Origin of the sequence: Actinosynnema sp. NPDC050436, from assembly GCF_040655415.1 — a bacterium.
Lineage (GTDB): Bacteria > Actinomycetota > Actinomycetes > Mycobacteriales > Pseudonocardiaceae > Actinosynnema.
In genome coordinates this window covers 276,594-297,971 of record NZ_JBFAJV010000004.1, presented here as the reverse complement: position 1 = coordinate 297,971, position 21,378 = coordinate 276,594, and the positions used below count along the sequence as shown (strand labels likewise).

Genomic DNA, 21,378 nt, shown 5'->3' with positions numbered 1-21,378 from the left:
CCGCCGTCCGCGTGGTCCTACGTCCCGTCGTCCGGTTTCGACTCGCGGTCGGTCGCGGCGAGCGCCTTCTCCGTGGTCGGGTCCGGGTGCACGCCGTGGGTGCCCGACCTGGCCAGTGAGAAGTGCGCCTCCTCGCGCATCCGCTCGACCATGTGCGGGTAGTGCAGCTCGAACGCCGGCCGCTCGGAGCGGATGCGGGGCAGTTCGGTGAAGTTGTGCCGGGGCGGCGGGCAGGTGGTCGCCCACTCCAGCGAGTTGCCGAAGCCCCACGGGTCGTCGCCCTCCGCCGGGTCGCCGAAGCGGTAGCTGCGGAACACGTTCCACACGAACGGCAGCACCGACGCGCCCAGCAGGAACGCGCCGATGGTGGAGACGGTGTTCATCGTGGTGAAGCCGTCCGAGGGCAGGTAGTCCGCGTACCGGCGCGGGAAGCCGATGTTGCCCAGCCAGTGCTGGATGAGGAAGGTCAGGTGGAAGCCGATGAACGTGGTCCAGAAGTGCAGCTTGCCCAGCGACTCGTCCAGCATCCGGCCGGTCATCTTCGGGAACCAGAAGTAGATGCCCGCGTAGGTGGCGAACACGATCGTGCCGAACAGCACGTAGTGGAAGTGCGCCACCACGAAGTAGGTGTCGGTGACGTGGAAGTCCAGCGGCGGCGACGCCAGCAGGATGCCGGTCAGCCCGCCCAGCAGGAACGTGATCAGGAACCCGATGCTGAACAGCATCGGCGTCTCGAAGGAGAGCTGCCCCTTCCACATCGTGCCGATCCAGTTGAAGAACTTGATGCCGGTGGGGATGGCGATCAGGAACGTCATCAGCGAGAAGAACGGCAGCAGCACCGCGCCCGTGGCGAACATGTGGTGCGCCCACACCGCCACCGACAGCGCCGCGATGGCGAACGTGGCGAACACCAGCCCCTTGTACCCGAAGAGGGGTTTCCGGCTGAACACCGGGAAGATCTCGCTCACGATGCCGAAGAACGGCAACGCGACGATGTAGACCTCGGGGTGGCCGAAGAACCAGAACAGGTGCTGCCAGAGGATCACGCCGCCGTTGGCCGGGTCGAACACGTGCGCGCCCAGGTGCCGGTCGGCCGCCAGGCCCATCAGCGCCGCCGTCAGGATCGGGAACGCCAGCAGGATCAGGATGCTGGTGACGAAGATGTTCCAGGTGAAGATCGGCATCCGGAACATGGTCATGCCGGGCGCGCGCAGGCAGCACACCGTGGTCACCATGTTGACCCCGCCGAGGATCGTGCCCAGGCCGCTGACCGCGAGCCCCATGATCCACAGGTCCGCGCCGACGCCGGGGGAGTGCACGGCGTTCGAGAGCGGCGTGTAGGCCGTCCAGCCGAAGTCCGCCGCGCCGCCCGGCGTGACGAAGCCCAGCATCACCATCGTGCCGCCGAACAGGTACAGCCAGTACGAGAACGCGTTGAGGCGCGGGAACGCCACGTCCGGGGCGCCGATCTGGAGCGGCAGGATGAAGTTGGCGAAGCCGAACAGGATCGGCGTCGCGTAGAGCAGCAGCATGATCGTGCCGTGCATGGTGAAAAGCTGGTTGTACTGCTCGGTCGACAGGAACTGGAGGCCGGGCCGGGCCAGCTCGCCCCGGATCAGCAGCGCCATCAGGCCGCCGATCATGAAGAACAGGAACGACGTGGTCAGGTAGAGCAGCCCGATCTGCTTCGGGTCGGTCGTCTTGACCAGGCCGAGCAGCACCGAACCCTTGGAACGCCGCCGCGCCGCTCCCGGGTGCGTGACCACGGGTACCGGCTTGAGCGCGGTCACACCCACCGCCTCCCTCGTCCGTTGACGTGAGCCACTTCACATCGTCCCCCCGATCGAGGGTGCGGGCAATCACTCGGCCGGGCGGAGCATGATCCGCACTTGCCGCACCCCGCCCTGCCGCCCCGCGCCCTGCCTGCTGCGCCGCGCCCTGCGCCCGCGCCAAGGCCCACGGCCCACCGGACAACGATGGCTCCCGCCCCGCCCGCCCCGCCTGGCTCGGCCGCGCTCGGCCCCTGCCTGCCGTGCCTGCCTGCCGTGCCTGCCCGCGTCCCGCCGCCGTCCTGCCGCGACCCGCCCCGCCGCGCCCCGAGCACGACGGTCCGCGCCCGCCGCGTCGGTGACCGGCCGTGGCGTCGGCGGTGTGACGTCCCGCCAGGCGGACGTGGGCTTGAACTGGCGAGTTAGGGTCGGAGACATGCAGACCTGGTCACCCACCCCTGTCCCCCGGGTAGCGGGGGAGCCGCGCCCGCTGCGGCTGTACGACACGTCGGCCGGCGAGGTGCGCCCCACCGCTCCCGGTGACACCGCCAGGCTGTACGTCTGCGGCATCACCCCCTACGACGCGACCCACCTCGGGCACGCGGCGACCTACCTGACGTTCGACCTGGTGCACCGGGTGTGGCTGGACAACGGCCATGACGTGCACTACGTGCAGAACGTCACCGACGTGGACGACCCGCTGCTGGAGCGCGCCGAGCGCGACCAGGACGACTGGGTGGTGCTCGCCATGCGGGAGACGGCCCTGTTCCGCGAGGACATGGTCGCGCTGCGGGTGCTGCCGCCGCGCGAGTACATCGGCGCCGTCGAGGCCGTGCCGGAGGTCGTGGAGGCCGTGGCCAAGCTGCTCGCGGACGGCGCGGCGTACCGGGTGGACGACCCGGACCACCCGGACGTGTACTTCGACCACACCGCGACCGGCCGGTTCGGCTACGAGTCGAACTACGACGAGCCGACCATGCTGGGGTACTTCGGCGAGCGCGGCGGCGACCCGGACCGCCCCGGCAAGCGGCACCCGCTCGACGCCCTGCTGTGGCGCACCGCCCGTCCCGGCGAGCCGTCGTGGCCGTCGGAGCTGGGCGCGGGCCGGCCGGGCTGGCACATCGAGTGCAGCGCCATCGCGCTCAACCGCCTGGGCACCGGCTTCGACGTCCAGGGCGGCGGCTCCGACCTGGTCTTCCCGCACCACGAGTTCAGCGCCGCGCACGCCGAGGCCCTGACCGGCGAGCACCCGTTCGCCCGGCACTACGTGCACGCGGGCATGATCGGCCTGGACGGCGAGAAGATGTCGAAGTCGCGGGGCAACCTGGTCTTCGTGTCCAAGCTGCGGGCGCAGAAGGTCGACCCGAACGCGATCCGCGTGGCGCTGTTCGCGGGCCACTACCGCGAGGACCGCCCGTGGACCGACGCGCTGCTGGCCGAGGCGCTCGACCGGCTCGACACCTGGCGGCGCGCTGCTGACCTCGACGCGGGCCCGAGCGCGGAGGCGACCGTCGCCCGGCTGCGCGACCACCTCGGCAACGACCTGGACACCCCGGCGGCACTGGCCGCGCTGGACGCGTGGGCCGCCGAGGCCCTGTCGACCGGTGGCCGGGACGCGACCGCGCCGAAGCTGTTCCGCGACGCCGTGGACGCGCTGCTGGGCGTGGAGCTGTAAGGAGTTCGGGTCCCGTCGACCCGCCGGAACGGCAGTGGGGCCACCCCGCGAGAGGTGGCCCCACCGTGTCAAGCGCTCACATCACGCGTCGAGGGTCCACGTGTCGATGCGACCGGTGTCGATCGTCGCCACGTCGCGGACGCGCAGCTTCCACGTGCCGGCGGCGGTCTCCGAGGAGGCGTTCACCGAGTACGTCTTGCTGATGTTGTCGGCGCTGCCGCCGGTCCGGTTGTGCAGGTTGTAGACCGTGCCGTCCGGGGCCACCAGGTCGACGATCAGGTCGCCGACGTAGGTGTGGACGATGTTGACGGTCACCTGCGTGGTGGCCGACGCGTTGCCCGAGCAGGAGAGCGTGATCGGGCTGTTCACGTCGCTGTTGTCGCCGACGGTCACGTCCGCGTCGTTGGTGGCCGGGTCGCAGCCGCCGGTGTTGTCGCGGACGGTCCAGGTGAAGGTGGCGGTGCCGGTGCGGGAGCCCGCGTCGGTCACCGTCACGGTCACGTTGTACGTGCCGGCGGTGGTCGGCGAACCGGTCACCTGGCCGGACGCGCTACCGGTCAGGCCGGCCGGGAGGCCGCTGAACGAGAACGAGTACGGCGCGGTGCCACCGGTGGCGGTGACGGTCAGGTTGACCGCCTGGCCCTTGGTGGTGGTCTGGTTGCCGGGGTTGTTCACCGTCGGGTTGCTCGGCACGTTGTTCTGCACGAACAGCAGCTTGTTCGCCGAACCCGTGCCCGGGTTGCTGATCTTGCCGTTGGTGGCCGCGTTCACCAGCGCCGTCTCGACCTGGGCCGGGGTGGCGGAGGGGTTGGCGGACACGTACAGCGCCGCGACGCCCGCGACGTGCGGCGAGGCCATCGAGGTGCCGCTGATGGTGTTCGTCGCGCTGTCGCTGGTGTGCCAGGTGGACGTGATGTCCTGGCCCGGCGCGAACAGGTCGGTGCAGGTGCCCCAGTTGGAGAACGAGGCGCGCGCGTCGGACCGGTTGGAGGCGTTGGTGCTGATCGCCTCGCGGACGCGGGCCGGCGAGTAGTTGCACGCGTTCTGGTTGTCGTTGCCCGACGCGACCGCCGTCGTGACACCGGCCGCCACCAGGTTGCGCACGGCGGTGTCCGTCGCGGTGTCCGCGCTGCCACCGAGGCTCATGTTGGCCACGGCGGGCTTCACGGCGTTCTGGGCGACCCAGTTGACGCCGTTGACGACGCCCGCCGAGGTGCCGGAGCCCTGGCAGTTGAGCACCTTGACCGCGACCAGCTTGACCTCCTTGGCCACGCCGTAGCGGGTGGCCCCGACCGTGCCGGCGACGTGCGTGCCGTGGCCGTGGCAGTCGGTGTTCTGGCTGTCGACGGTGTTGGTGCCCCAGGTGGCGCGACCGCCGAACTCCTGGTGGGTGATCTTGATGCCGGTGTCGATCACGTACGCCCGGACGTTGCTCGCGCCGTTCGGGTAGGTGTAGCTGCTGTCCAGCGGCAGGTTCTGCTGGTCGATGCGGTCCAAGCCCCAGGACGGCGGGTTCGGCTGCACACCGGCGATCTTCACCGGCAGGTCGGCCTGGACCCAGTCGACCCTCGGGTCGGCGGCGATCCGGCGGGCCTGCTGCGGCGACAGGGTGGCGTGGAAGCCGTTCAGCGCGTGCTGCCAGGTGGTGCGCACCTCGCCGCCGAACTTGGCGACCAGCGAGCCCGCGGCCGATGCCGACAGCGCCCTCGGCGACGCCGAGTCCTTCAGCGCCACGATGTAGGAGTTGGGCACCGCGTCGGCCCGGTCGGCGGCCAGGACCTGGCCCTCCGCCACGGCCACACCGGCGGTGGCGAACGCCATCGCCGCCGCGGATATCGCGGCCAGGCCGAGGACGGCCGTCTTTCTGAACATGCGGGCGTCTCCCATGAAGGGTTCTCCCTTGGGACAGGTTCGCCCGACCGGCCTGCCGGGTTGTGGCAGGACGGTGGGGCGTGCAGGGATAGGGGACGTTCGCGCGAACGGGTGGTGCCGACCTGGTCACATGCATGGTCGGGACAAAAAGCGCCGGCGAGTAGCGCCGTTGGGCGTAATCACCGGGAGCCGGTCGCGCGAACAGCGGGGAAACCGCAGTTCACGCGTACACGGTCAGGAGTTAAAGAGCTTGTCCCGGTGCGCCCGCCAGCGGTCGAGCAGGCTGGGCAGCTCCTCGTGGACGAACTCGAAGAAGGCCAGCGTCTCCGCGATCCGCCGCCCGGCGGGCGTCTGCTCGCCCAACACGCCGATGCCCTCCCGCAGCGGGCCGCCCCAGCGGGCCAGCATCTGGTCGCGGCGGAAGATCGCCTCGTACCAGACGTCGTCGTAGACCCGGAACACGTCGCGGCGGGACCCGGACTCGCGCTCGCGGCTGACCACGTTGACCTGGGTGAGGTAGCGGACCGCGCCGGAGATGGCGGCGGGCGAGACCTGGAGCAGCTCGGCGAGCTCGGCGGCGGTCATCGTGCCGCCGTCGTCGGCGAGCAGCGCGACGAACACCCGGGCGGGCATCCTCGGCATCCCCGACTCCGCGAACGCCGCCGCGAAGCGCTCGATGAAGCGCAACACCGCCTGCTGGTCCCGTTCCGTCACCTGGGTCACCGCCGAATCATGCCGTCCGCCACGTCGATCGGAGTGGAGTTTATACGGTTCCTTAACTTCACGAGTTTGTGAAATCGCTGTAGCTTTCCGGCCATGAGCGATGCGATAGCCGTGTCGAACCTGGTGAAGTCGTTCGGGTCGACACGCGCACTGGACGGCCTGGACCTCGCCGTCCGCGAGGGGGAGGTGCACGGCTTCCTCGGCCCCAACGGGGCGGGCAAGTCGACCACCATCAGGGTCCTGCTGGGGCTGCTGCGCGCCGACGGGGGCGACGTCGCGCTGCTCGGCGGCGACCCGTGGCGCGACACGGCCGCAGTGCACCGGCGGCTGGCCTACGTGCCCGGCGACGTCAGCCTGTGGCCCAACCTGACCGGCGGCGAGGTCATCGACCTGCTGGGCCGGCTGCGCGGCGGGCTGGACGAGAAGCGCCGGGAGGACCTGCTCGACCGGTTCGAGCTGGACCCGCGCAAGAAGGGGCGCACCTACTCCAAGGGCAACCGGCAGAAGGTGGCCCTGGTCGCGGCGCTGGCCTCGGACGTCGAACTGCTCGTCCTCGACGAGCCCACCTCGGGCCTGGACCCGTTGATGGAGGCGGTGTTCCAGGAGGCGGTCAACGAGGAGCGCGGCCGGCGCACGGTGCTGTTGTCCAGCCACATCCTGGCCGAGGTCGAGGCGCTGTGCGACCGGGTCAGCATCATCCGCAACGGCCGCACCGTGGAGACCGGCACGCTGTCCGACCTGCGGCACCTGACCCGCACCAGCGTGTCGGCCGAACTCGCCGCGCCGCCCGAGGGCCTGGCCGCGCTGACCGGCGTGCACGACCTGGTGGTCGAGGGCGACCGGGTCCGCTTCGAAGTGGACACCGACCACCTCGACGACGCGCTGCGCGTCCTCGTCCGCTGCGGCGTGCGCGCGCTGACCAGCCGGCCGCCCACCCTGGAACAGCTGTTCCTGCGCCACTACGAGGTGCCGGAGGCGGCGGTGCGGCCATGACCGCCCTGGTGGGGACCGGGGCACTGGTCCGCCTCGCACTGCGCCGCGACCGCGTGCTGCTGCCGGTCTGGGTGCTGGGCCTGGTCGGCACCACGTTGGCCACCGCGTCCGGTGTGGACGAGCTGTACGGGACGGAGGCGCTGCGGCAGCAGATCGGCGTCACGGCGGGCACGAACCCGGCGTTCCTGGCGATGCTGGGCCCGGTCCACGACTCCACGTCGACCGGCGGCATCCTGGCCTGGCGGTGGGGCGTGTTCGGCGCGCTGCTCACCGGCCTGATGGCGATGTTCCTGGTCACCCGGCACACCCGGGCCGAAGAGGAGGCCGGGCGGTTGGAGCTGATCGGCTCCACCGCCACGGGGCGGCACGCCCCGCTCGCGGCGGCGGTCACCGTGTCGGGGCTGGCGAGCCTGCTCATCGGCCTGCTGTCGGCGGCGGGCCTGGTCGCCCTCGGCGAGGCGGCGGCCGGCTCGGTCGCGTTCGGCCTGGCCCTCGCCGCCGCCGGCCTCGTGTTCGCCGGGGTCGGCGCGGTGACCGCGCAGCTCACCGAGGGCGCCCGGTCCGCCAACGCGATCTCCGGCGCGGTCCTCGGCGTCGCCTACCTGCTGCGCGCCGTCGGCGACGCGGCCGGCGACGCCGGGCCGACGTGGCTGACCTGGCTGTCGCCGATCGGCTGGCTGGAGCAGGTGCGGGCGTTCGCCGACGAGCGGTGGTGGGTGCTGCTCCTGTCGCCCGCGCTGGGCGGGGTGCTGGTCGGCGTGGCGTCCGCGCTGGTGGCGCGGCGCGACCACGGCGGCGGCCTGCTGCCGACCCGGCTCGGACCGGCGCGCGCGCCGGCGTCCCTGGGCAGCGCGTTCGGGCTGGCCTGGCGGTTGCAGCGGGGGGTGCTGCTGGGCTGGGCGCTGAGCCTGTTCGGACTCGGCGCGGTGTACGGGGCGGTCGCCCGGGGCGTGGAGCAGATGCTCGACGCCAACCCGGCGCTGGGGCAGGTCATCTCCCGGATGGGCGGGACGGGCGCGGTCGTGGACGTCTACCTGGCGTCGATCCTCGGCATCATCGGCCTGGTCGGCTCGGTCTACGTGGTGCAGGCGATCCTGCGGCTGCGCGCCGAGGAATCCGGCCTCCGGGCCGAACCGGTGCTGGCCACCCCGGTGCGGCGGACGTCCTGGGTGGCCGGCCACCTGCTGTTCGCCACGGTCGGCGCGGCCGTGGTGCTCGCGGCGGCGGGCTTGGGCGCGGGCCTGGTGCACGGCGTGCGGGTCGGCGACGTGGGCGGCCAGGTCGTGCGGCTGGTCGGGGCGGCGGTGGCGCACGTGCCGGCGGTGTGGGTGGTCGCGGGCATCGCCCTGGCGCTGTTCGGCGTGCTGCCGAAGCTCACCCCGGTGGTCTGGGCGTTCCTCGTGGTCTTCCTGCTCCTGGGCCAGTTGGGGCCGCTGCTCGGCCTGGACCGGTGGGCGATGGACCTGTCGCCGTTCAGCCACATCCCCAAGGTGCCCGGCGTCGAGGTGACGGCCGGCCCGCTGGTGTGGTTGACGGTGGTGGCGGGCGTGCTGGTGGCCGTCGGGTTTGCGGGGTTCCGACGGCGCGACATCGGCTGACCGCCCGGGTACGCCCGAGTGAGGTGGTGCGGTGGAAAGTCTGAAAGTAACCTTTCGAAAGAGGTGTTTCAGGTATACCGTCGGGGCATGGACCTTCCCCAGCCCCGACGGGTCACCGACGTCGACGCGCTCAAGGCGCTCGCGCACCCGCTGCGGGTGTCGCTGCTCAACCACCTCGTGGCGGTCGGCCCGCGCACGGCCAGCGAGTGCGCCGCCGAGGTGGGCTCCTCGGCGTCCAACTGCAGCTGGCACCTCCGGCAGCTCGCCAAAGCCGGCTTCGTGGACCGGGTCGACGCGGGCGACGGGCGCGAGCGGCCGTGGCGGGCGCTCGACGTCGGCTACTCGGTGGGCGCGTTCTCCGAAGACCCGGCGGTGCGCAGCCAGCAGGACGCGCTGATCGCGTTGCAGCTCAACGAGGACAACCGGCTCGCGCAGCGGTTCCTCGACCGGCAGCACGAACTCTCCCGGGAGTGGCTCGACGCGGCCGGGATGCACGGCTACACGGTGAACGTGACGCCCGAGGAGCTCACCGGGCTGCTCGGCATGATCGACGACATCCTCCGGCCCTACCTGGTGCCGCTGCGGGCGGACGCCCCCGAGGGCGCGCTGCCCGCCCACGTCGGCCTGCGGGCGTTCCCCCGATGACCGCCCCGCCGCAGGCCCGGACCCGCCCCGTTGGACCGCTCGCGGTGCCCGCCTTCCGCCGGATGTGGCTGGCCGGGTTCGTCTCCGAGATCGGCGACTGGGTGCTCATGGTGTCGCTGCCGGTCTACGTCTACCAGCTCACCGGGTCCGTCGGCTCGACCGCCACCACCTTCGTCGTCGCGCTGCTGCCCGGCCTGGCGCTCTCTCCGCTGGCCGGTGTCCTGGCCGACCGGTGGGACCGGCGCAGGCTGATGCTCTGGACCAGCCTCGCCCAGGCCGCCGCCCTGCTGCCGCTGCTGACCGGCGACCTCGTGCTGGTCAACGTCGTGATGGCGGTGCAGGCGGCCCTCGCCGCCGTGTTCGAACCGGCCAAGAACGCCCTGCTGCCCGACCTCGTCGGCCGGGCGCAGGTGGCCGCCGCGAACGGGCTGGTCGGCCTGAACGCCAACCTCGCCCGGCTGCTCGGCGCCTCGCTCGGCGGGCTGGTGCTCGGCTGGTCCGGGCTGCCCGGCGTGCTGCTGCTCGACGTGGCGTCGTTCCTGGTCGCGGCGGCGCTGCTGGTCCGGCCGTTCGGCGTGGCCCGGGGCGCGCGCAGCGGTGCGCCGGTCTGGCGGGCCTGGCTGGACGGGCTGCGCGAGATCCGGGGGCCGCTGCGCGGCATGGTGGCCGTGGTCGGGCTGATGGCGGCGGGCCAGGGCATGTTCGTGGTGCTGTTCGTGGTGTTCGTGACCGAGCGGCTCGGTGGTGGTGAGGCCGAGGTCGGGCTGCTGCGCGGCATCCAGGCCGTCGGCGGGCTCGTCGCCGGGGCGGTCGTCGGGCTGGTCGCCCGCCGGGTGCCCGCGTGGCCGCTGCTGGCGTGGTCGCTGGTCGCGTTCTCGGTCCTCTCGTTCGCTGGCTGGAACGGCGTGCACGTCACCACGGCGTTCACGTTCTACCTGGCGGTGTTCGCGGTGTGCGGCGCTCCGGGGGTCATGTCGGGCGTCGGCATGATGTCCGTGCTGCAACTGCACACCTCCGACGCGGCGCGCGGGCGAGTCCTGGCGACCTTCGGCAGCCTCTACGACGGCTTCCAGGCCGTGGGCATGGTGCTCGCGGGCGCGCTCGCCGTGCCGCTCGGGCTGACCGCGCTGCTCGACGTGCAGGCGGGCTGCTACCTCACGGCAGGTCTGCTGGCGCTGCTGATCGCGCGTCGGGCGCGCGCCGGCGGAGCAGCAGCGCGGGTGGGATGAGCAGGACCAGCGCGGCCGGCGCGAGGAACGCGACGGCCGGCTGGGCGTGGTAGAGCGGCACGAACGCCAGCGGCGACGCCGCCCCGCCGAGGAACCGGAACGACTGGAGCACCGAGATCGCCCCACCCCGGTTGCCGCCGTCGCGCCCCAGCACCACCGCGCTCAACCCGACGATCACGACCTGCGAGAACGCGCCCGCCACCGCCCACAGCGCACCCACCGCGACCAGGCTCGGCAGGACCCCGATCAGCGCCGGCAGCACCGCGCCGACCGTCGTCCCCAACAGCACGCACCTGCGCGCCCCGACGTGGTCGACCATCCACCCGGTCAGCCGGGCGCTGACGATCCCGACCACGCCGAACCCGGTCAGCACCAGACCGCGCTCACCCGCGCCCAACCCGAAGTCGTCGCCCAGCCGCAGCGCCACCAGGAACGACACCCCGCCCAGGCAGCCCCACCCGACGAAGCCGACCGCCGCCAACCGCAGCACCTCGGGTCGCCACGCGCTGCGCAGCCTCGGCGGCTGCCGGGTGCGCGGCGGGTCGGCGGGCATCCCGGCCGCCGCCAGCAGCCCCGCCACCACCGCCGCCCCGGCGAACGCCCACCGCCACGACACCTCGGCCGCCAAGCCGCCCACCAGCGGCGCGGACGTCTGCCCGGCGGCCTGCATCGACGCGAACACGCCCAACGCGCGCCCCAGCCGCTCCCTGGGCGTCACCGCCGCGATGGCCGCGAGCAGCAGGGGAGTGGTGAACGCGTTCGCCGCGCCCTGCACCGCCCGCCCGCCCAGCAGCACCGGGAACGACCACGACACCGCGCACAGCACCGACGCCGCCGCGTAGACCAGGTACGCGCCCCGGACCGTCCGCCGCGCGCCCCACCGCTCGCCCCACGTCCCGGAGAACAGCATGAACCCGGCGAACGGCAGCAGGTACCCGGTCAACGTGGCCGCCGCCGCACCGGCCGAGACGCGGAAGTCCGCGCCGATCTCCGGCAGCACGGACGAGGTCATCGCACCGCCGAACGGCCCGAGGAACCCCCCGGCGTACAGCCCGACCACCGCGAGCCGCCGACCACCCGCCCGCACCTGTGCCACCCGCCGAGTGTCCCCCACACCGGGCCGCGCGGGCTCGCGGTGTGACCAGCGCCGACCCGGCCGGCAGCTCCCGCCCACCGGCTCCCGCACGGCCCCGCTCAGCCGCGCCCGCTCCCCGGCGGTCGCACGTCGGCCCGCGCTCCTGGCTGCCGGTTCCGCTGCCTGTCCGGGGCAAATGTCGGCCGGGTCAGATGCCGGTCGGGTCAGATGCCGGTCGGGCCGCGACCGGGACCGCGACCCCGGCGGCGCAGGTAGCGCTCGAACTCGGCCGCGATCGCGTCCCCGCTCGCCTCGGTGATCTGGATCTCCGCGTCGCCGCGCTCCTCCAGCGCCCGGACGTAGTTGCGCACGTCCTCGTCCTCGTCGGCCATCTCGCTGACCGTGCGCTCCCACTCCTCGGCCTGCTCGGGCAGCGCGCCGAGCGGCACCTCGACGTCGAGCACCTCCTCGACCCGGTGCAGCAGCGCGAGCGTCGCCTTCGGCGAGGGCGGCTGCGACACGTAGTGCGGCACCGCCGCCCAGAACGAGATCGCCGGCACGCCCGCCTGCACGCACAGGTCCTGGAAGACGCCGACGATCCCGGTCGGCCCCTCGTAGCGCGAGCGCTCCAGCCCGAACTTCTGCGCCGCCGCCGCGTCGTAGGCGGTGCCGGTCACCGGGACCGGGCGGGTGTGCGGGGTGTCCATGAGCAGCGCGCCGAGCGTGACCACGGTGGTGATGCCGAGGTTCTCGATGTGCCCCAGCAGCTCGCCCGCGAACTTGCGCCAGCGCATGTTCGGCTCGATGCCGTGCACCAGGACGACGTCCGTGGACGACCCCGGCGGCCGGCACACCGACAGGCGTGTCGTCGGGAATTCCACCCTTCGGGTGATGCCGTCGACCATCCGGACGGTGGGCCGCGTCACCTGGAAGTCGTAGTAGTCGTCCGGATCGATCTCCGCGAGCGGCGTCGCGTCCCAGGTGAGTTGCAGGTGCTCGACCGCCGTGCTGGCAGCGTCTCCAGCGTCGTTCCACCCCTCGAACGCCGCCACCATGATCGGGTTGGTGAGCGGTTTCGCGGGGTCGAAGGGGATCTTGGCGGCCTGGTCCGGATCGGTCACCGGGTCAGACTACGACCACCGCCGCGCACCCGACGCCGTAGGCTTGGGCCATGTCGGCTCGTGTCCTCCCGCCCGTCCGGGACGCACCGGCCGACCGCCCCGCCGCTGTGGACGCCCCGGCGGGTGCCGCACCTCGGGCAGTGCCCGGGACCGACCACGACACCGCAGGTCAAGGCACGTGTGGCGGGTGGCGGTGGTGACCGGGCGCAGGGCACCGCGCGGCGGGCGGGGAGAGGAGCCGGCTCCCCGCCGGTCGGAGTTGTCCGAAGTGCACCTTCCGGGCGAATCCCGGTCGGCTGCGGAACCGTCCGCCGTCGAGGCCGCCCCCGTGCGCGAGGCCGCTCCCGTGCGCGAGGCCGTGGTCCCGCGCACAGGTCCGAAGCGGTGCGGGAGGCGGGGTGCCCGGAAACGGCTCGGGTGGTGGCGCGGTGGTCAGGCACAGTGTGGCCTGCGCGCACCGGCGAGGGTGGGCGTCGTGGACCGGTCCGGGCGGGACGTCCGGCCGGTGAGGGAGTGGAGGGGACCCAGAGGTGAGCGTCGAAGCGGTGCTGTGGGACATGGACGGCACGCTGCTGGACTCGGAGAAGCTGTGGGACGTCCCGCTGTACGAGTTCGCGGAGAAGATGGGCGGCACGCTGTCGTTGGAGACCCGGCAGGCCATGGTCGGGTCCAACGTGCCGACGACGATGGCACTGCTGTTCGCCGAGGTCGGCCTGACGCCCACCGAGGAGGAGACGGCCGACGGCGCGGCCTGGATCATGCGGCGCACCGAAGAGGTGTTCCGGGCCGGCCTGCCGTGGCGCCCGGGGGCGCGGGAGGCGCTGCGCGCGGTGCGGGAGACCGGCGTGCCGATGGCACTGGTGACCTCGACCGAACGCGCGCTGACGGAGGTCGCGCTGGACACCATCGGCCGGGACCTGTTCGACGTGACGGTGTGCGGTGACGAGGTGGAGGGCCGCAACAAGCCCCTCCCGGACCCGTACCTCAAAGCCGCGACCCTGCTCGGCGTGGACGCGGCGGCGTGCGTGGCGGTCGAGGACTCGCCGACCGGCGTGAGGTCGGCGGTGGCGGCGGGGTGCACGGTGCTGGTCGTGCCGTGCGACGTCCCGGTGCCGCCAGGGGAGCGCCGGGTCTTCCGCGACTCGCTGGTCGGGGTCGACCTGGCCGTCCTCGGCGCCCTCCGCGCCTGATCGGGCCGGGCTCGATCGAGCCGTGCCCGGTCCGGTGGGAGCCGGACCGGGCACGGGCGCGATCAGGCGACGGCCGCCGTCCGGGCCTTCCTGCCGCCGCGCCGGACCGCCGGGTCGACCAGCAGGCCGAACACGACGCCGAGGCCCAGCCACAGGGTGGCCGTCTCGGCGAGCGACGCGAGGCGGAACTCCCACAGCACGTCGCTCGGCATGTCGGCGGGCACCGCGTCCGGCGGTGCGGGGAAGACCAGCAGGACGACCGCGACCGCGACCACCACGGCCACCCCGACCACCGTGGACCGGACCGGGCCGCTCAGGTGCCCCAGCCGGGACGCCAGGAAGCTCGCGCCGAACACCACCAGCAGACCGGCCGCGACGACCCCGAGGTAGAGCACCGTCCGGTAGTCGACCGTCTCCGGGTCGCCCACCGCCGGCGGGTTGGCCGGGTACTTGACGGCCGGCAGCAGCGCCGCCGCCCCGAACACCGCCGCCGAGAGCGTCACGCTCCGGGTGAACGGCGGCCGGCCCGCGAACCAGCGCCGCGACCCGGCGTAGGCGGTGGCGAACAGCGCGCCGACCGCCAACCCGACGATCACCGCCGCGAGCACGCCGCCCAGCATCTGGGTGCCCCGGCCGAACATCTCGCCGTGGTCGTGCCCGCCAGGCTCCACCGGTTCGGTGGCGGCGCGGGCCTCCTCGACGGCCAGCGCGGCCCGGATCGGCACCTCGACCACGACGAGGCCGACCAGGCCCGCCAGCAGCCCGGCGACGCCACCCGCACCGACGCCGCGCAGCAGCACGTTCTTGTAGGTGTCCACGGTCGGCCCTAGTGGCACGGGACGCCGAGCGCGTGGCGCCCGTCGTGGAAGAACTCGTGCAGCGACTCGGCGGCGTGACCGAGCGCGATGCCGTTCTCCTGGAGGACCAGCCAGGTCACCATCAGCGCGACCAGGGCGACGGCGTAGGCCCACTTGGGGATGGGGATGGACAGGGAGTGCGCGGGGCTCGTCAAGACGGCCTCCTCCATACCTCGTGGAAGGTCAACAACAACTCGCGCCGCAGCCGGTCTCCTGACTCCCGGATCGACACCGTCCCCGCGTCTTCCCAGCCGCACCGTGCGACCAGTGACGTTCTCGGCGGGTTGGCTCCCCGGTCACAGTGGCGAGGACCGCGCCGGATTCCCACCGGCTTCCCGTCCACTGCGGCTGTGGAACCGTAGATGTCCGGCGCGTCCGGGCACAACCGACCAGACGAGTTGTCGTACTCCGCGCAGACGGTCCGCGAGGTCGTCCCATCAGGTCTGGCGGGGCGGGAGCGGGCAGTCGCCACAGGTCCCGCCGCCGTCGAGGCGGTAGTACAGGCAGCAGCTCCGCCGCCGGAAGGCGACCTCGCCGGGGAACGGCACGAAGTCGCCGGAGCCCCGCAGCCCGGGTGCGTCCAGCAGGCGTTCGCCCAGCACCACGCACTCCTCGGTGGACGCGGTGCCGCTGTGGCCCACCGTCCGCAGCGCCCCGGCGATGGACGACGCCGCGTTGCCCCACAGCAGCCCGCGCGCCACCGGCACCACGTCCCGGATCGCCGCCACCACCGGCTCCAACGACTCGGAGATCGACACCCCCGCGACGGGTTCGCCGATCCGAACCCGCATCCCGTCCGCCCCGAAGCGCCACCACACGTTCCCGGGCCGGATGTCGGGCACGACCCCGCCCACGGCGTGCGCGGCGACCGTCGGGCACAGCAGCCGCGCGGAGTACCCGAGGAAGAACAAGGACGCCGCGACCCGCGCCTCCCCGGTCCGGTACCGCTCACCGATGGCCGACAGCGCGTCCGGCAGCGCCCGCCCGTCGACCAGTTCGGCACCCGACCGCCAGCCGGCACCGTCGGCGGCGGTCGGGCGACCGACGTCCAGCGCGAAGAACGGGCTGATACCTCGGACGCGCCGCAGGGTGGAGAGCACCGGTTCGTAGTCGGACACGCGATCAGTCTGCCCGGCCGCCGGCCCGCTACGGGAGGTAGCCCGTTACGGGATGTAGAAGGTCGTGATGTCGCTCGTGACCGGTGGGAAGAGGGTGTGCATGAGGTCCGCGTTCGGCCCCGGGTAGACGTCGGCGAAGCGGGCGGTCAGCCCGCGCAGGCCGAGCGGGCCGAACAGCAGCGACTCCAGCAGGTCCGGCGCCACCCCGGCCCCGCCCGCCGCATACGGCGCCTGCATCACCCCTCCGGCCACGACCGGCCCCACCTCGCCGGCCCGGTACGGCAGGCGCACGTGCCGGCGGTAGAAGGACACGACGGCCTCGCCCTCCGCGTCCGCGAACGCCGAGGCGGCCAGCCGCCTGCCGAACACCGGCCGCAGGCGGTCCAGCAGCGCGACCGGGTCGGCCACCCGCACGTAGTACGAGCCCGCGTCCTCCGGCACCGGCCCCAGGAGCGGTTCGAGCGCCTGGCCCGCGACCGTCCCCGGCCGCTCGTTCGCCGACGTCGCCTTGGTGTGCGCGACCAGCGCGTGCACGGCGGCGGCGTCCACCGCAGCCACCTCGCACAACCGCACGCCCTCCTCCGGCGGCGTCGAGCGGCCGGTCCCGACCGGCACCCCGTCCCGCTCCACCAGCCACTGGTGGCTGCCGCCGCGCTCGACCAGCCAGCGCCACAGGCCGGCACCGTGCGGCATCCGCAGGTCCGCCCGGGACTGCTCGGCGTCCTGCAGCGCCGCCATCGCCGGGATGTCGGCGAGCGTGGCCTCCCGCACCACGTCCGTGCCGGCCGTCGGCGTGCCGACGACGTCGCGCGTCGCCGAGATCGGCACGGCGTAGGTGTAGCCGAACAGCCGGTAGAAGTACGGGATGCCGACCATGATGCCGACCAGGTGCCCGCGAGCCGCCGAGCGCTCGTGCGCCCACCCCATCAACGCCCGGACCAGGCCGCGCCCCTCGTAGTCCCGGTGGGTGGCGACCAGCTCCACCTGCCCGGCGGGGATCTCCACGCCGTCCAGCACGAGCGTCTCGTCCAGCAGGGTGAGGGTCGACACGACCCGGTCGCCGTCCACGACGACCGCGCACGCGTCCCACCCGGCGTCCGGGTCCGAGACCACCAGCCGGTGGTCCACCGCGTCCTCCGGCTCGCCCCGCTCGGCCAACAGCGCACCGATCTGGTCGAGGTCACGCGGCTGCGCGGTGCGCAGCACCAAGCCGCTCGGCGAGGTCATCCGTGCAGTGTCGGGCCTCCTCCCGCCGACGTGCCACCGCATTTCCCGAGCCGGCCCCCGAACCCGTTTGGCCGCCGGGCCGCGCGTGACGCACAATCCCGGCCATGTCCTGGCTCCCGTCCGACTTCGTCCACCCCACCCGCGTCGAGCTGGGTCCGGGCCACCACCTGCGGCCGATCCAGGCGTCCGATGTGGACCTGGACTACCCGGCGGTGATGGGTTCCCGGGAACGGCTGTGGTCGATCTTCGGCGAGAAGTGGAACTGGCCACCGGTGACCATGACCTACGAAGAGGACCGCGCCGACCTCGCCCGCCACGCGCGGGAGGCCGAAGCCCACGAGTCGTTCAACTACGCCCTGTTCGACAACGACGAGACCGCGCTGCTCGGCTGCGTCTACATCGATCCGGCCGAGGACGCCCTCGTCTCGTGGTGGGTGGTGGACGAGTACGCGGGCACGGAGCTGGAACGCACCCTCGACGCCTTCGTGCCCGAGTGGATCGCCCGCGACTGGCCGTTCACCACGCCCCAGTTCGGCCTCTGACACAAGCTCTCGGTGAGGCCGTTCACCGAGCACCGGACACACCTTGTGCGGGTGGGACACCGAACCAGCGCCGCAGGGCGTGCGTCAGGTCCTCCGGGGCGGTGCCCGCCCAGGCGACGTACCCGTCCGGTCTGACCAGGACCCCGTCGGCGGGTGGTGTCGGTGTGGTGGCGGCGTGGACGTCCACGCGGTCGACCCACGGCCGGGCAGCGCTTCGCAGGGCCGAAGTGGTGGTGAAGTCGAGCAGCAGCGGGCGGCCGGAACGGGCCAGCCGGGCGAAGGACGTGCCGTGCCCCAGCGGGAGGTCGGGCATCCACCGGCCGGTCATGGGGTGAGGTGACGTGCCCATGTCGTAGACCGTGTCCGCGCCGGACATCAGGTGCGAGATGCGGCGCACGGCCGCCTCGTCCTGGAGCAGCTCGGTGAGGACCCGGCGCAGGGCGGTGACGTTCGGGCCCTCGGCGAGCAGCGCCGACTGGGCACGGCTGTGCGTGATCACCCTGTCGCCCACGGGGCGGCGCTCGGCCTCGTAGCTGTCCAGCAGGTGCGGCGGAGCCCAGCCGCCGACGACGGCGGCCAGCTTCCAGCCCAGGTTCAGGGCGTCCTGGAGACCGAGGTTGAGCCCCGGGCCACCCACGCCGGACTGGACGTGCGCAGCGTCGCCCACGAGCAGGACCCGGCCCTCGCGGTAGCGGTCGGCCAGGCGCGAGTTCGTGCCCTCCGCCCGGCGGTTGAGGGCCGGTGGTCGGCCTTCGGGCTCGGCCAGCGGGAGGTCGACGCCGAGCACGCGCTTCGCGGCGTCGCGCAGCTCGGACAGGGGCATCTCGTCGGTGTCGGTCAGGCCGGACTGCCCCCACTCGATCAGGGCGATGCGGTAGACGCCCGGCTGGAACATGCCGAACGCGAACACGCCGTGCTCGGTGCGGTGGAACGTGCCCGGCCAGAGCACGCCCAAGCCCTCGACGTCGAGCCGCCCGGTCCGGTGGTCGGCCACCGGTTCGCGGATCACCACCTGACCGCTGCGGTGCGTGAAGCCGTGGTCGGTGACGCCGGGAAACCCGATCCCGGCCCGCTTGCGGACCACGCTGTGCCCACCGTCCGCGCCGACGACGTACCGCGCGGCGAGCCGGTAGGGCCCGTCCGGGCCGGAGACGTCCAGGGTCACGTGGTCGTCGTGCTGGGTCAGGTCGGTCGCCCGGTGGCCGCGCTCGACCCGGACGCCCGCGTGGCGCTCCAGCAGCTCTTCCAGTTCGCGCTGGGGGACCGGCAGGGCGAACAGGGCGTTGTCGTCCAGGGTGGACAGGTCGAGGGGGAGCGCGCCGAACTGGAAGAACGGTGCCGGTGTCGGTGGGGACGAGGTGCCGGTGACGGCTTCGTACAGGCCCCGGTAGTCGAGCGCTTGCACGACGCGGCCCACCAGTCCGTTCGCCTTGGGTGTGGAAGTGCGCTCGGGAAGGGCGTCGAGCACGGTGGGCCGGACACCCGCGAGCATCAGCTCGGCGGCCACCATGAGCCCGTTGGGCCCACCACCGACGATGACGACATCGGTGGAAGGGGAGGTGACGACTGACATTTCGGCTCCTTGAGACGTCGTTGAACAGGCCCCACGTCGGGTGGGACCACGAAGGGATGCAAAATCCGGCCGCCCGGCGGAAGGACCGGCGGCAGAGCGATGGAAGGGGCGGCCCAGGCAGAGGGGGCGGGGCGGCGGCAGGTGCGGAGGGACGGCGGCAGATGGGGTCCGGTCACTCGGCTGAGCGGCCGGCGGCGGAGGTGGAGGGGCGGTGGCGGTGGGGGCCGGTCACCCGGCTGAGTGGCGGCGGGGGCGGAGGGTCGGCGGTCGGCTACTCGGGCTGCGGGGCCGGCATGCCGGCAGCCACCTGGGTCAGGGCCTCGCGGACCAGGGGGCCGAGGGGGATTGGGGGATCGGCGGTCAACCAGCGGTCGGTGGCCACTTCGATTGCGGCGCCCACGGACGCCGCGACCAACCGGGGGTAGAGGTCGACCGCCACGTCTGTTCGGGTGCGTTCGGCGATCGCCAGGGCCAGTTCGCGCTCGATCACCGAGCTGGCCCGGAGGAACTCGCCGATCAACGCCGGTTCGCTGGTCATCAGGCGGACGCCGGCGGTCCACTCCGGGTCCGGCACGTGGTCGTTCGGCGCGTACTGCTCCAGCGCCGCCTCCAGGATCGACTCCCACACCGACTCCGTTCGGGGACGGCGGCGGACGTGGTCGGCCAGTTGCCGGCCACGGTCGAGGTGGCGGGAGGTGATCGCCTCGGCCTTGCTGGAGAAGTAGTTGTTGAACGTGCGCGGTGACACCCCCGCCGACGCGGCGATGTCCTCCACCAGGACGTTCTCCAGGCCGCGCTCGACCGCGAGCCGGAGCGCCGCCCAGCTCAGCGCCTGGCGGGTCTCCTGCTTCTTGCGCTCGCGCAAGCCCACTCGTTCGTCCATGTGATCAAGGTACTGGAAAAATGCGGACCCCGCAAGATTTCGGGACACGCACTTTCGGGGTGGTGTCCGGCGGCCGTCCTGGGGATGCGAGGATCAGCCCCCGTGAAGACCTTCGACGAGCTGTTCGCCGAACTCAGCGAACGCGCACGCACCCGCCCCGAGGGGTCCGCCACGGTCGCGGCGCTGGCGGACGGGGTACACGCGCAGGGCAAGAAGGTGCTGGAGGAAGCGGGCGAGGTCTGGATCGCCGCGGAGCACGAGTCCGACGAGCGGCTGGCCGAAGAGGTCTCCCAACTGCTCTACCGCGTCCAGGTGCTGATGCTCGGCCGGGGACTCACGCTCGAAGACGTCTACAGGCACCTGTGACCCGTGGCCGGGGTGCTCGGCGGGTTCGTGCCCATCTGGGTCCTCACGGCAATCGGGTTCCTCGCCGCCCGCACGAACGTGCTGGGCGAGCGGGGCGAAGCGGTGCTCGGCAGGTTCGCGTTCTACCTGGCGATGCCCGCCGTCCTGTTCACGACGCTGGTCGGGAGCGACCCGGCGGCGCTCGCCAACCGGGGCGTGCTGGCTTTTGTGATCGCCACGTTCGTGGTGGGCACGATCGGCCTCGTCCTGTTCGGCCGGGTGTTCCGGCGGTCGTTGCCCGACCGGGCGCTGGGCGCGATGGCGGGCGCGTACGTGAACTCCGGCAACCTCGGCATCCCGGTCGCGGTCGGCGTGCTCGGCGACTCGTCGTTCATGGTGGCCGTGGTGCTCTTCCAGCCGGTCGTCGTGATGCCGATCGTGCTCGCGGCGGTCGAACTGGGGTCCGGGCAGCGCAGCGGGGCCCTGCGCACGCTGGCGACCCTGCCGGTGCGCAACCCGGTCATCCTCGGGTCGCTGCTCGGCGTGGTGGTCGCCGCGAGCGGGTGGCAGGTACCCGCGCTGGTGCTCGACCCGGTGAAAGCGCTCGGCGCGGCCGGCGTCCCCACGGCGCTCGTGGTGCTCGGGATGTCGCTCACCGCCCTGCGTGCGCCTGATCGGCGCGACCGGGCGCAGGTCGGCGCGGCGGTGGCGTTGAAGCTGCTGCTGCACCCGCTGGTGACGTTCCTGGCGTGCCTCGCCCTGGGCGTGGACGGGCCGCTGCGGCTCGCGGCCGTGGTCTGCGCCGCGCTGCCGACCGCGCAGAACGTCTACGTGCTGGCCCGCGAGTACCGGCCCGACGCACGGCTGCCGGGCGACGCGGTGCTGCTCTCCACGGCGCTGTCGATGGTCACGCTCTCCCTGGCCACGGTGCTGCTCCGCTAGC

20 protein-coding genes and 1 riboswitch are annotated in these 21,378 nt (G+C 73.0%); of the genes, 9 read left to right on the top strand and 11 right to left on the bottom strand.

Translation table 11 applies throughout. The features are described from left to right. Positions 1-17: 17 nt before the first annotated feature. Complete coding sequence (ctaD, locus tag AB0I60_RS13760) at positions 18-1,790, bottom strand: cytochrome c oxidase subunit I (protein WP_360729179.1); 1,773 nt, start codon at positions 1,788-1,790, stop codon at positions 18-20. 415 nt (positions 1,791-2,205) lie between these two features. On the opposite strand from ctaD, the gene mshC reads away from it, so the two are divergent. Beyond that, positions 2,206-3,444 carry a cysteine--1-D-myo-inosityl 2-amino-2-deoxy-alpha-D-glucopyranoside ligase gene (gene mshC, locus AB0I60_RS13755; RefSeq protein WP_360729176.1) on the top strand — a complete coding sequence of 413 codons (1,239 nt, stop codon included), beginning with the start codon at positions 2,206-2,208 and terminating at the stop codon, positions 3,442-3,444. Between the two features lie 81 nt (positions 3,445-3,525). Here the strand turns inward: mshC and AB0I60_RS13750 are convergent, their stop codons facing one another. Both AB0I60_RS13750 and AB0I60_RS13745 read right to left on the bottom strand, forming a co-directional pair. Then, positions 3,526-5,316 (bottom strand): S8 family serine peptidase, encoded by a 1,791-nt coding sequence (locus AB0I60_RS13750; RefSeq protein ID WP_360729173.1) that lies wholly within the window; start codon positions 5,314-5,316, stop codon positions 3,526-3,528. Positions 5,317-5,550: 234 nt separating this feature from the next. Then, the gene (locus AB0I60_RS13745) at positions 5,551-6,039 is read right to left on the bottom strand and encodes a MarR family transcriptional regulator (protein ID WP_360729170.1); all 489 of its coding nucleotides are present in this window, start codon (positions 6,037-6,039) and stop codon (positions 5,551-5,553) included. 93 nt (positions 6,040-6,132) lie between these two features. On the opposite strand from AB0I60_RS13745, the gene AB0I60_RS13740 reads away from it, so the two are divergent. From AB0I60_RS13740 to AB0I60_RS13725, 4 genes are all read left to right on the top strand, one after another. Further along, on the top strand, positions 6,133-7,032 hold the full coding sequence (locus AB0I60_RS13740; RefSeq protein ID WP_360729167.1) for an ABC transporter ATP-binding protein: 900 nt from the start codon (positions 6,133-6,135) through the stop codon (positions 7,030-7,032). Then, complete coding sequence (locus AB0I60_RS13735) at positions 7,029-8,630, top strand: ABC transporter permease (protein WP_360729164.1); 1,602 nt, start codon at positions 7,029-7,031, stop codon at positions 8,628-8,630. The genes AB0I60_RS13740 and AB0I60_RS13735 overlap by 4 nt, the downstream gene beginning before the upstream one ends. Positions 8,631-8,717: 87 nt before the next feature. Further along, positions 8,718-9,275: a helix-turn-helix domain-containing protein gene (locus tag AB0I60_RS13730; protein ID WP_360729162.1), complete on the top strand. Its 558-nt coding sequence runs from the start codon at positions 8,718-8,720 to the stop codon at positions 9,273-9,275. Beyond that, positions 9,272-10,504 carry an MFS transporter gene (locus AB0I60_RS13725; RefSeq protein WP_360729159.1) on the top strand — a complete coding sequence of 411 codons (1,233 nt, stop codon included), beginning with the start codon at positions 9,272-9,274 and terminating at the stop codon, positions 10,502-10,504. Before AB0I60_RS13730 ends, AB0I60_RS13725 begins: the two co-directional genes overlap by 4 nt. Here AB0I60_RS13725 and AB0I60_RS13720 read toward each other — a convergent pair. Next, entirely contained in the window at positions 10,431-11,600 is a 1,170-nt protein-coding gene (locus tag AB0I60_RS13720; protein WP_360729156.1) for an MFS transporter, read from the bottom strand. The two genes, AB0I60_RS13725 and AB0I60_RS13720, sit on opposite strands and share 74 nt — an antisense overlap. Before the next feature lie 203 nt (positions 11,601-11,803). Continuing rightward, the gene (locus AB0I60_RS13715; RefSeq protein WP_360729153.1) at positions 11,804-12,700 is read right to left on the bottom strand and encodes a PAC2 family protein; all 897 of its coding nucleotides are present in this window, start codon (positions 12,698-12,700) and stop codon (positions 11,804-11,806) included. A gap of 530 nt (positions 12,701-13,230) precedes the next feature. Between AB0I60_RS13715 and AB0I60_RS13710 the strand changes: the two genes are divergently transcribed. Further along, positions 13,231-13,890, top strand: coding sequence for an HAD family phosphatase (locus AB0I60_RS13710; RefSeq protein ID WP_360729151.1), 660 nt, complete (start codon positions 13,231-13,233; stop codon positions 13,888-13,890). Between the two features lie 62 nt (positions 13,891-13,952). Here AB0I60_RS13710 and AB0I60_RS13705 read toward each other — a convergent pair whose 3' ends face one another. The 4 genes from AB0I60_RS13705 to AB0I60_RS13690 all read right to left on the bottom strand — a co-directional run bounded on the left by AB0I60_RS13705 (position 13,953) and on the right by AB0I60_RS13690 (position 17,092). Then, entirely contained in the window at positions 13,953-14,708 is a 756-nt protein-coding gene (locus AB0I60_RS13705; RefSeq protein ID WP_360729148.1) for a CbtA family protein, read from the bottom strand. 8 nt (positions 14,709-14,716) lie between these two features. Continuing rightward, entirely contained in the window at positions 14,717-14,902 is a 186-nt protein-coding gene (locus AB0I60_RS13700; protein ID WP_360729146.1) for a CbtB-domain containing protein, read from the bottom strand. Positions 14,903-14,932: 30 nt separating this feature from the next. After that, positions 14,933-15,123: riboswitch (cobalamin riboswitch) on the bottom strand. A 61-nt stretch (positions 15,124-15,184) separates the two neighbouring features. Continuing rightward, the gene (locus tag AB0I60_RS13695; protein ID WP_360729143.1) at positions 15,185-15,865 is read right to left on the bottom strand and encodes a (2Fe-2S)-binding protein; all 681 of its coding nucleotides are present in this window, start codon (positions 15,863-15,865) and stop codon (positions 15,185-15,187) included. A 45-nt stretch (positions 15,866-15,910) separates the two neighbouring features. Next, a complete protein-coding gene (locus tag AB0I60_RS13690) occupies positions 15,911-17,092 on the bottom strand; it encodes a GNAT family N-acetyltransferase (protein ID WP_360729141.1) in 1,182 nt (393 codons plus the stop codon). A 104-nt stretch (positions 17,093-17,196) separates the two neighbouring features. Between AB0I60_RS13690 and AB0I60_RS13685 the strand changes: the two genes are divergently transcribed. Further along, complete coding sequence (locus AB0I60_RS13685) at positions 17,197-17,634, top strand: N-acetyltransferase (protein WP_360729138.1); 438 nt, start codon at positions 17,197-17,199, stop codon at positions 17,632-17,634. Positions 17,635-17,656: 22 nt separating this feature from the next. Here the strand turns inward: AB0I60_RS13685 and AB0I60_RS13680 are convergent, their stop codons facing one another. Together AB0I60_RS13680 and AB0I60_RS13675 are read right to left on the bottom strand one after the other, a co-directional pair. Beyond that, entirely contained in the window at positions 17,657-19,207 is a 1,551-nt protein-coding gene (locus AB0I60_RS13680) for an FAD-dependent monooxygenase (RefSeq protein ID WP_360729137.1), read from the bottom strand. Positions 19,208-19,478: 271 nt separating this feature from the next. Continuing rightward, the gene (locus tag AB0I60_RS13675) at positions 19,479-20,090 is read right to left on the bottom strand and encodes a TetR family transcriptional regulator (protein WP_360729134.1); all 612 of its coding nucleotides are present in this window, start codon (positions 20,088-20,090) and stop codon (positions 19,479-19,481) included. 102 nt (positions 20,091-20,192) lie between these two features. Between AB0I60_RS13675 and AB0I60_RS13670 the strand changes: the two genes are divergently transcribed. Further along, positions 20,193-20,456 carry a phosphoribosyl-ATP diphosphatase gene (locus AB0I60_RS13670; protein WP_360729132.1) on the top strand — a complete coding sequence of 88 codons (264 nt, stop codon included), beginning with the start codon at positions 20,193-20,195 and terminating at the stop codon, positions 20,454-20,456. A 3-nt stretch (positions 20,457-20,459) separates the two neighbouring features. Further along, positions 20,460-21,377 carry an AEC family transporter gene (locus AB0I60_RS13665; protein WP_360729129.1) on the top strand — a complete coding sequence of 306 codons (918 nt, stop codon included), beginning with the start codon at positions 20,460-20,462 and terminating at the stop codon, positions 21,375-21,377. Position 21,378 lies beyond the last annotated feature (1 nt).

Coding starts and splice junctions, on each gene's coding strand:
- mshC (WP_360729176.1), top strand. CDS start 2,206: ATGCAGACCTGGTCACCCACCCCTGTCCCCCGGGTAGCGGGGGAGCCG.
- AB0I60_RS13750 (WP_360729173.1), bottom strand. CDS start 5,316: ATGTTCAGAAAGACGGCCGTCCTCGGCCTGGCCGCGATATCCGCGGCG.
- AB0I60_RS13740 (WP_360729167.1), top strand. CDS start 6,133: ATGAGCGATGCGATAGCCGTGTCGAACCTGGTGAAGTCGTTCGGGTCG.
- AB0I60_RS13735 (WP_360729164.1), top strand. CDS start 7,029: ATGACCGCCCTGGTGGGGACCGGGGCACTGGTCCGCCTCGCACTGCGC.
- AB0I60_RS13730 (WP_360729162.1), top strand. CDS start 8,718: ATGGACCTTCCCCAGCCCCGACGGGTCACCGACGTCGACGCGCTCAAG.
- AB0I60_RS13725 (WP_360729159.1), top strand. CDS start 9,272: ATGACCGCCCCGCCGCAGGCCCGGACCCGCCCCGTTGGACCGCTCGCG.
- AB0I60_RS13690 (WP_360729141.1), bottom strand. CDS start 17,092: ATGACCTCGCCGAGCGGCTTGGTGCTGCGCACCGCGCAGCCGCGTGAC.
- AB0I60_RS13685 (WP_360729138.1), top strand. CDS start 17,197: ATGTCCTGGCTCCCGTCCGACTTCGTCCACCCCACCCGCGTCGAGCTG.
- AB0I60_RS13680 (WP_360729137.1), bottom strand. CDS start 19,207: ATGTCAGTCGTCACCTCCCCTTCCACCGATGTCGTCATCGTCGGTGGT.
- AB0I60_RS13675 (WP_360729134.1), bottom strand. CDS start 20,090: ATGGACGAACGAGTGGGCTTGCGCGAGCGCAAGAAGCAGGAGACCCGC.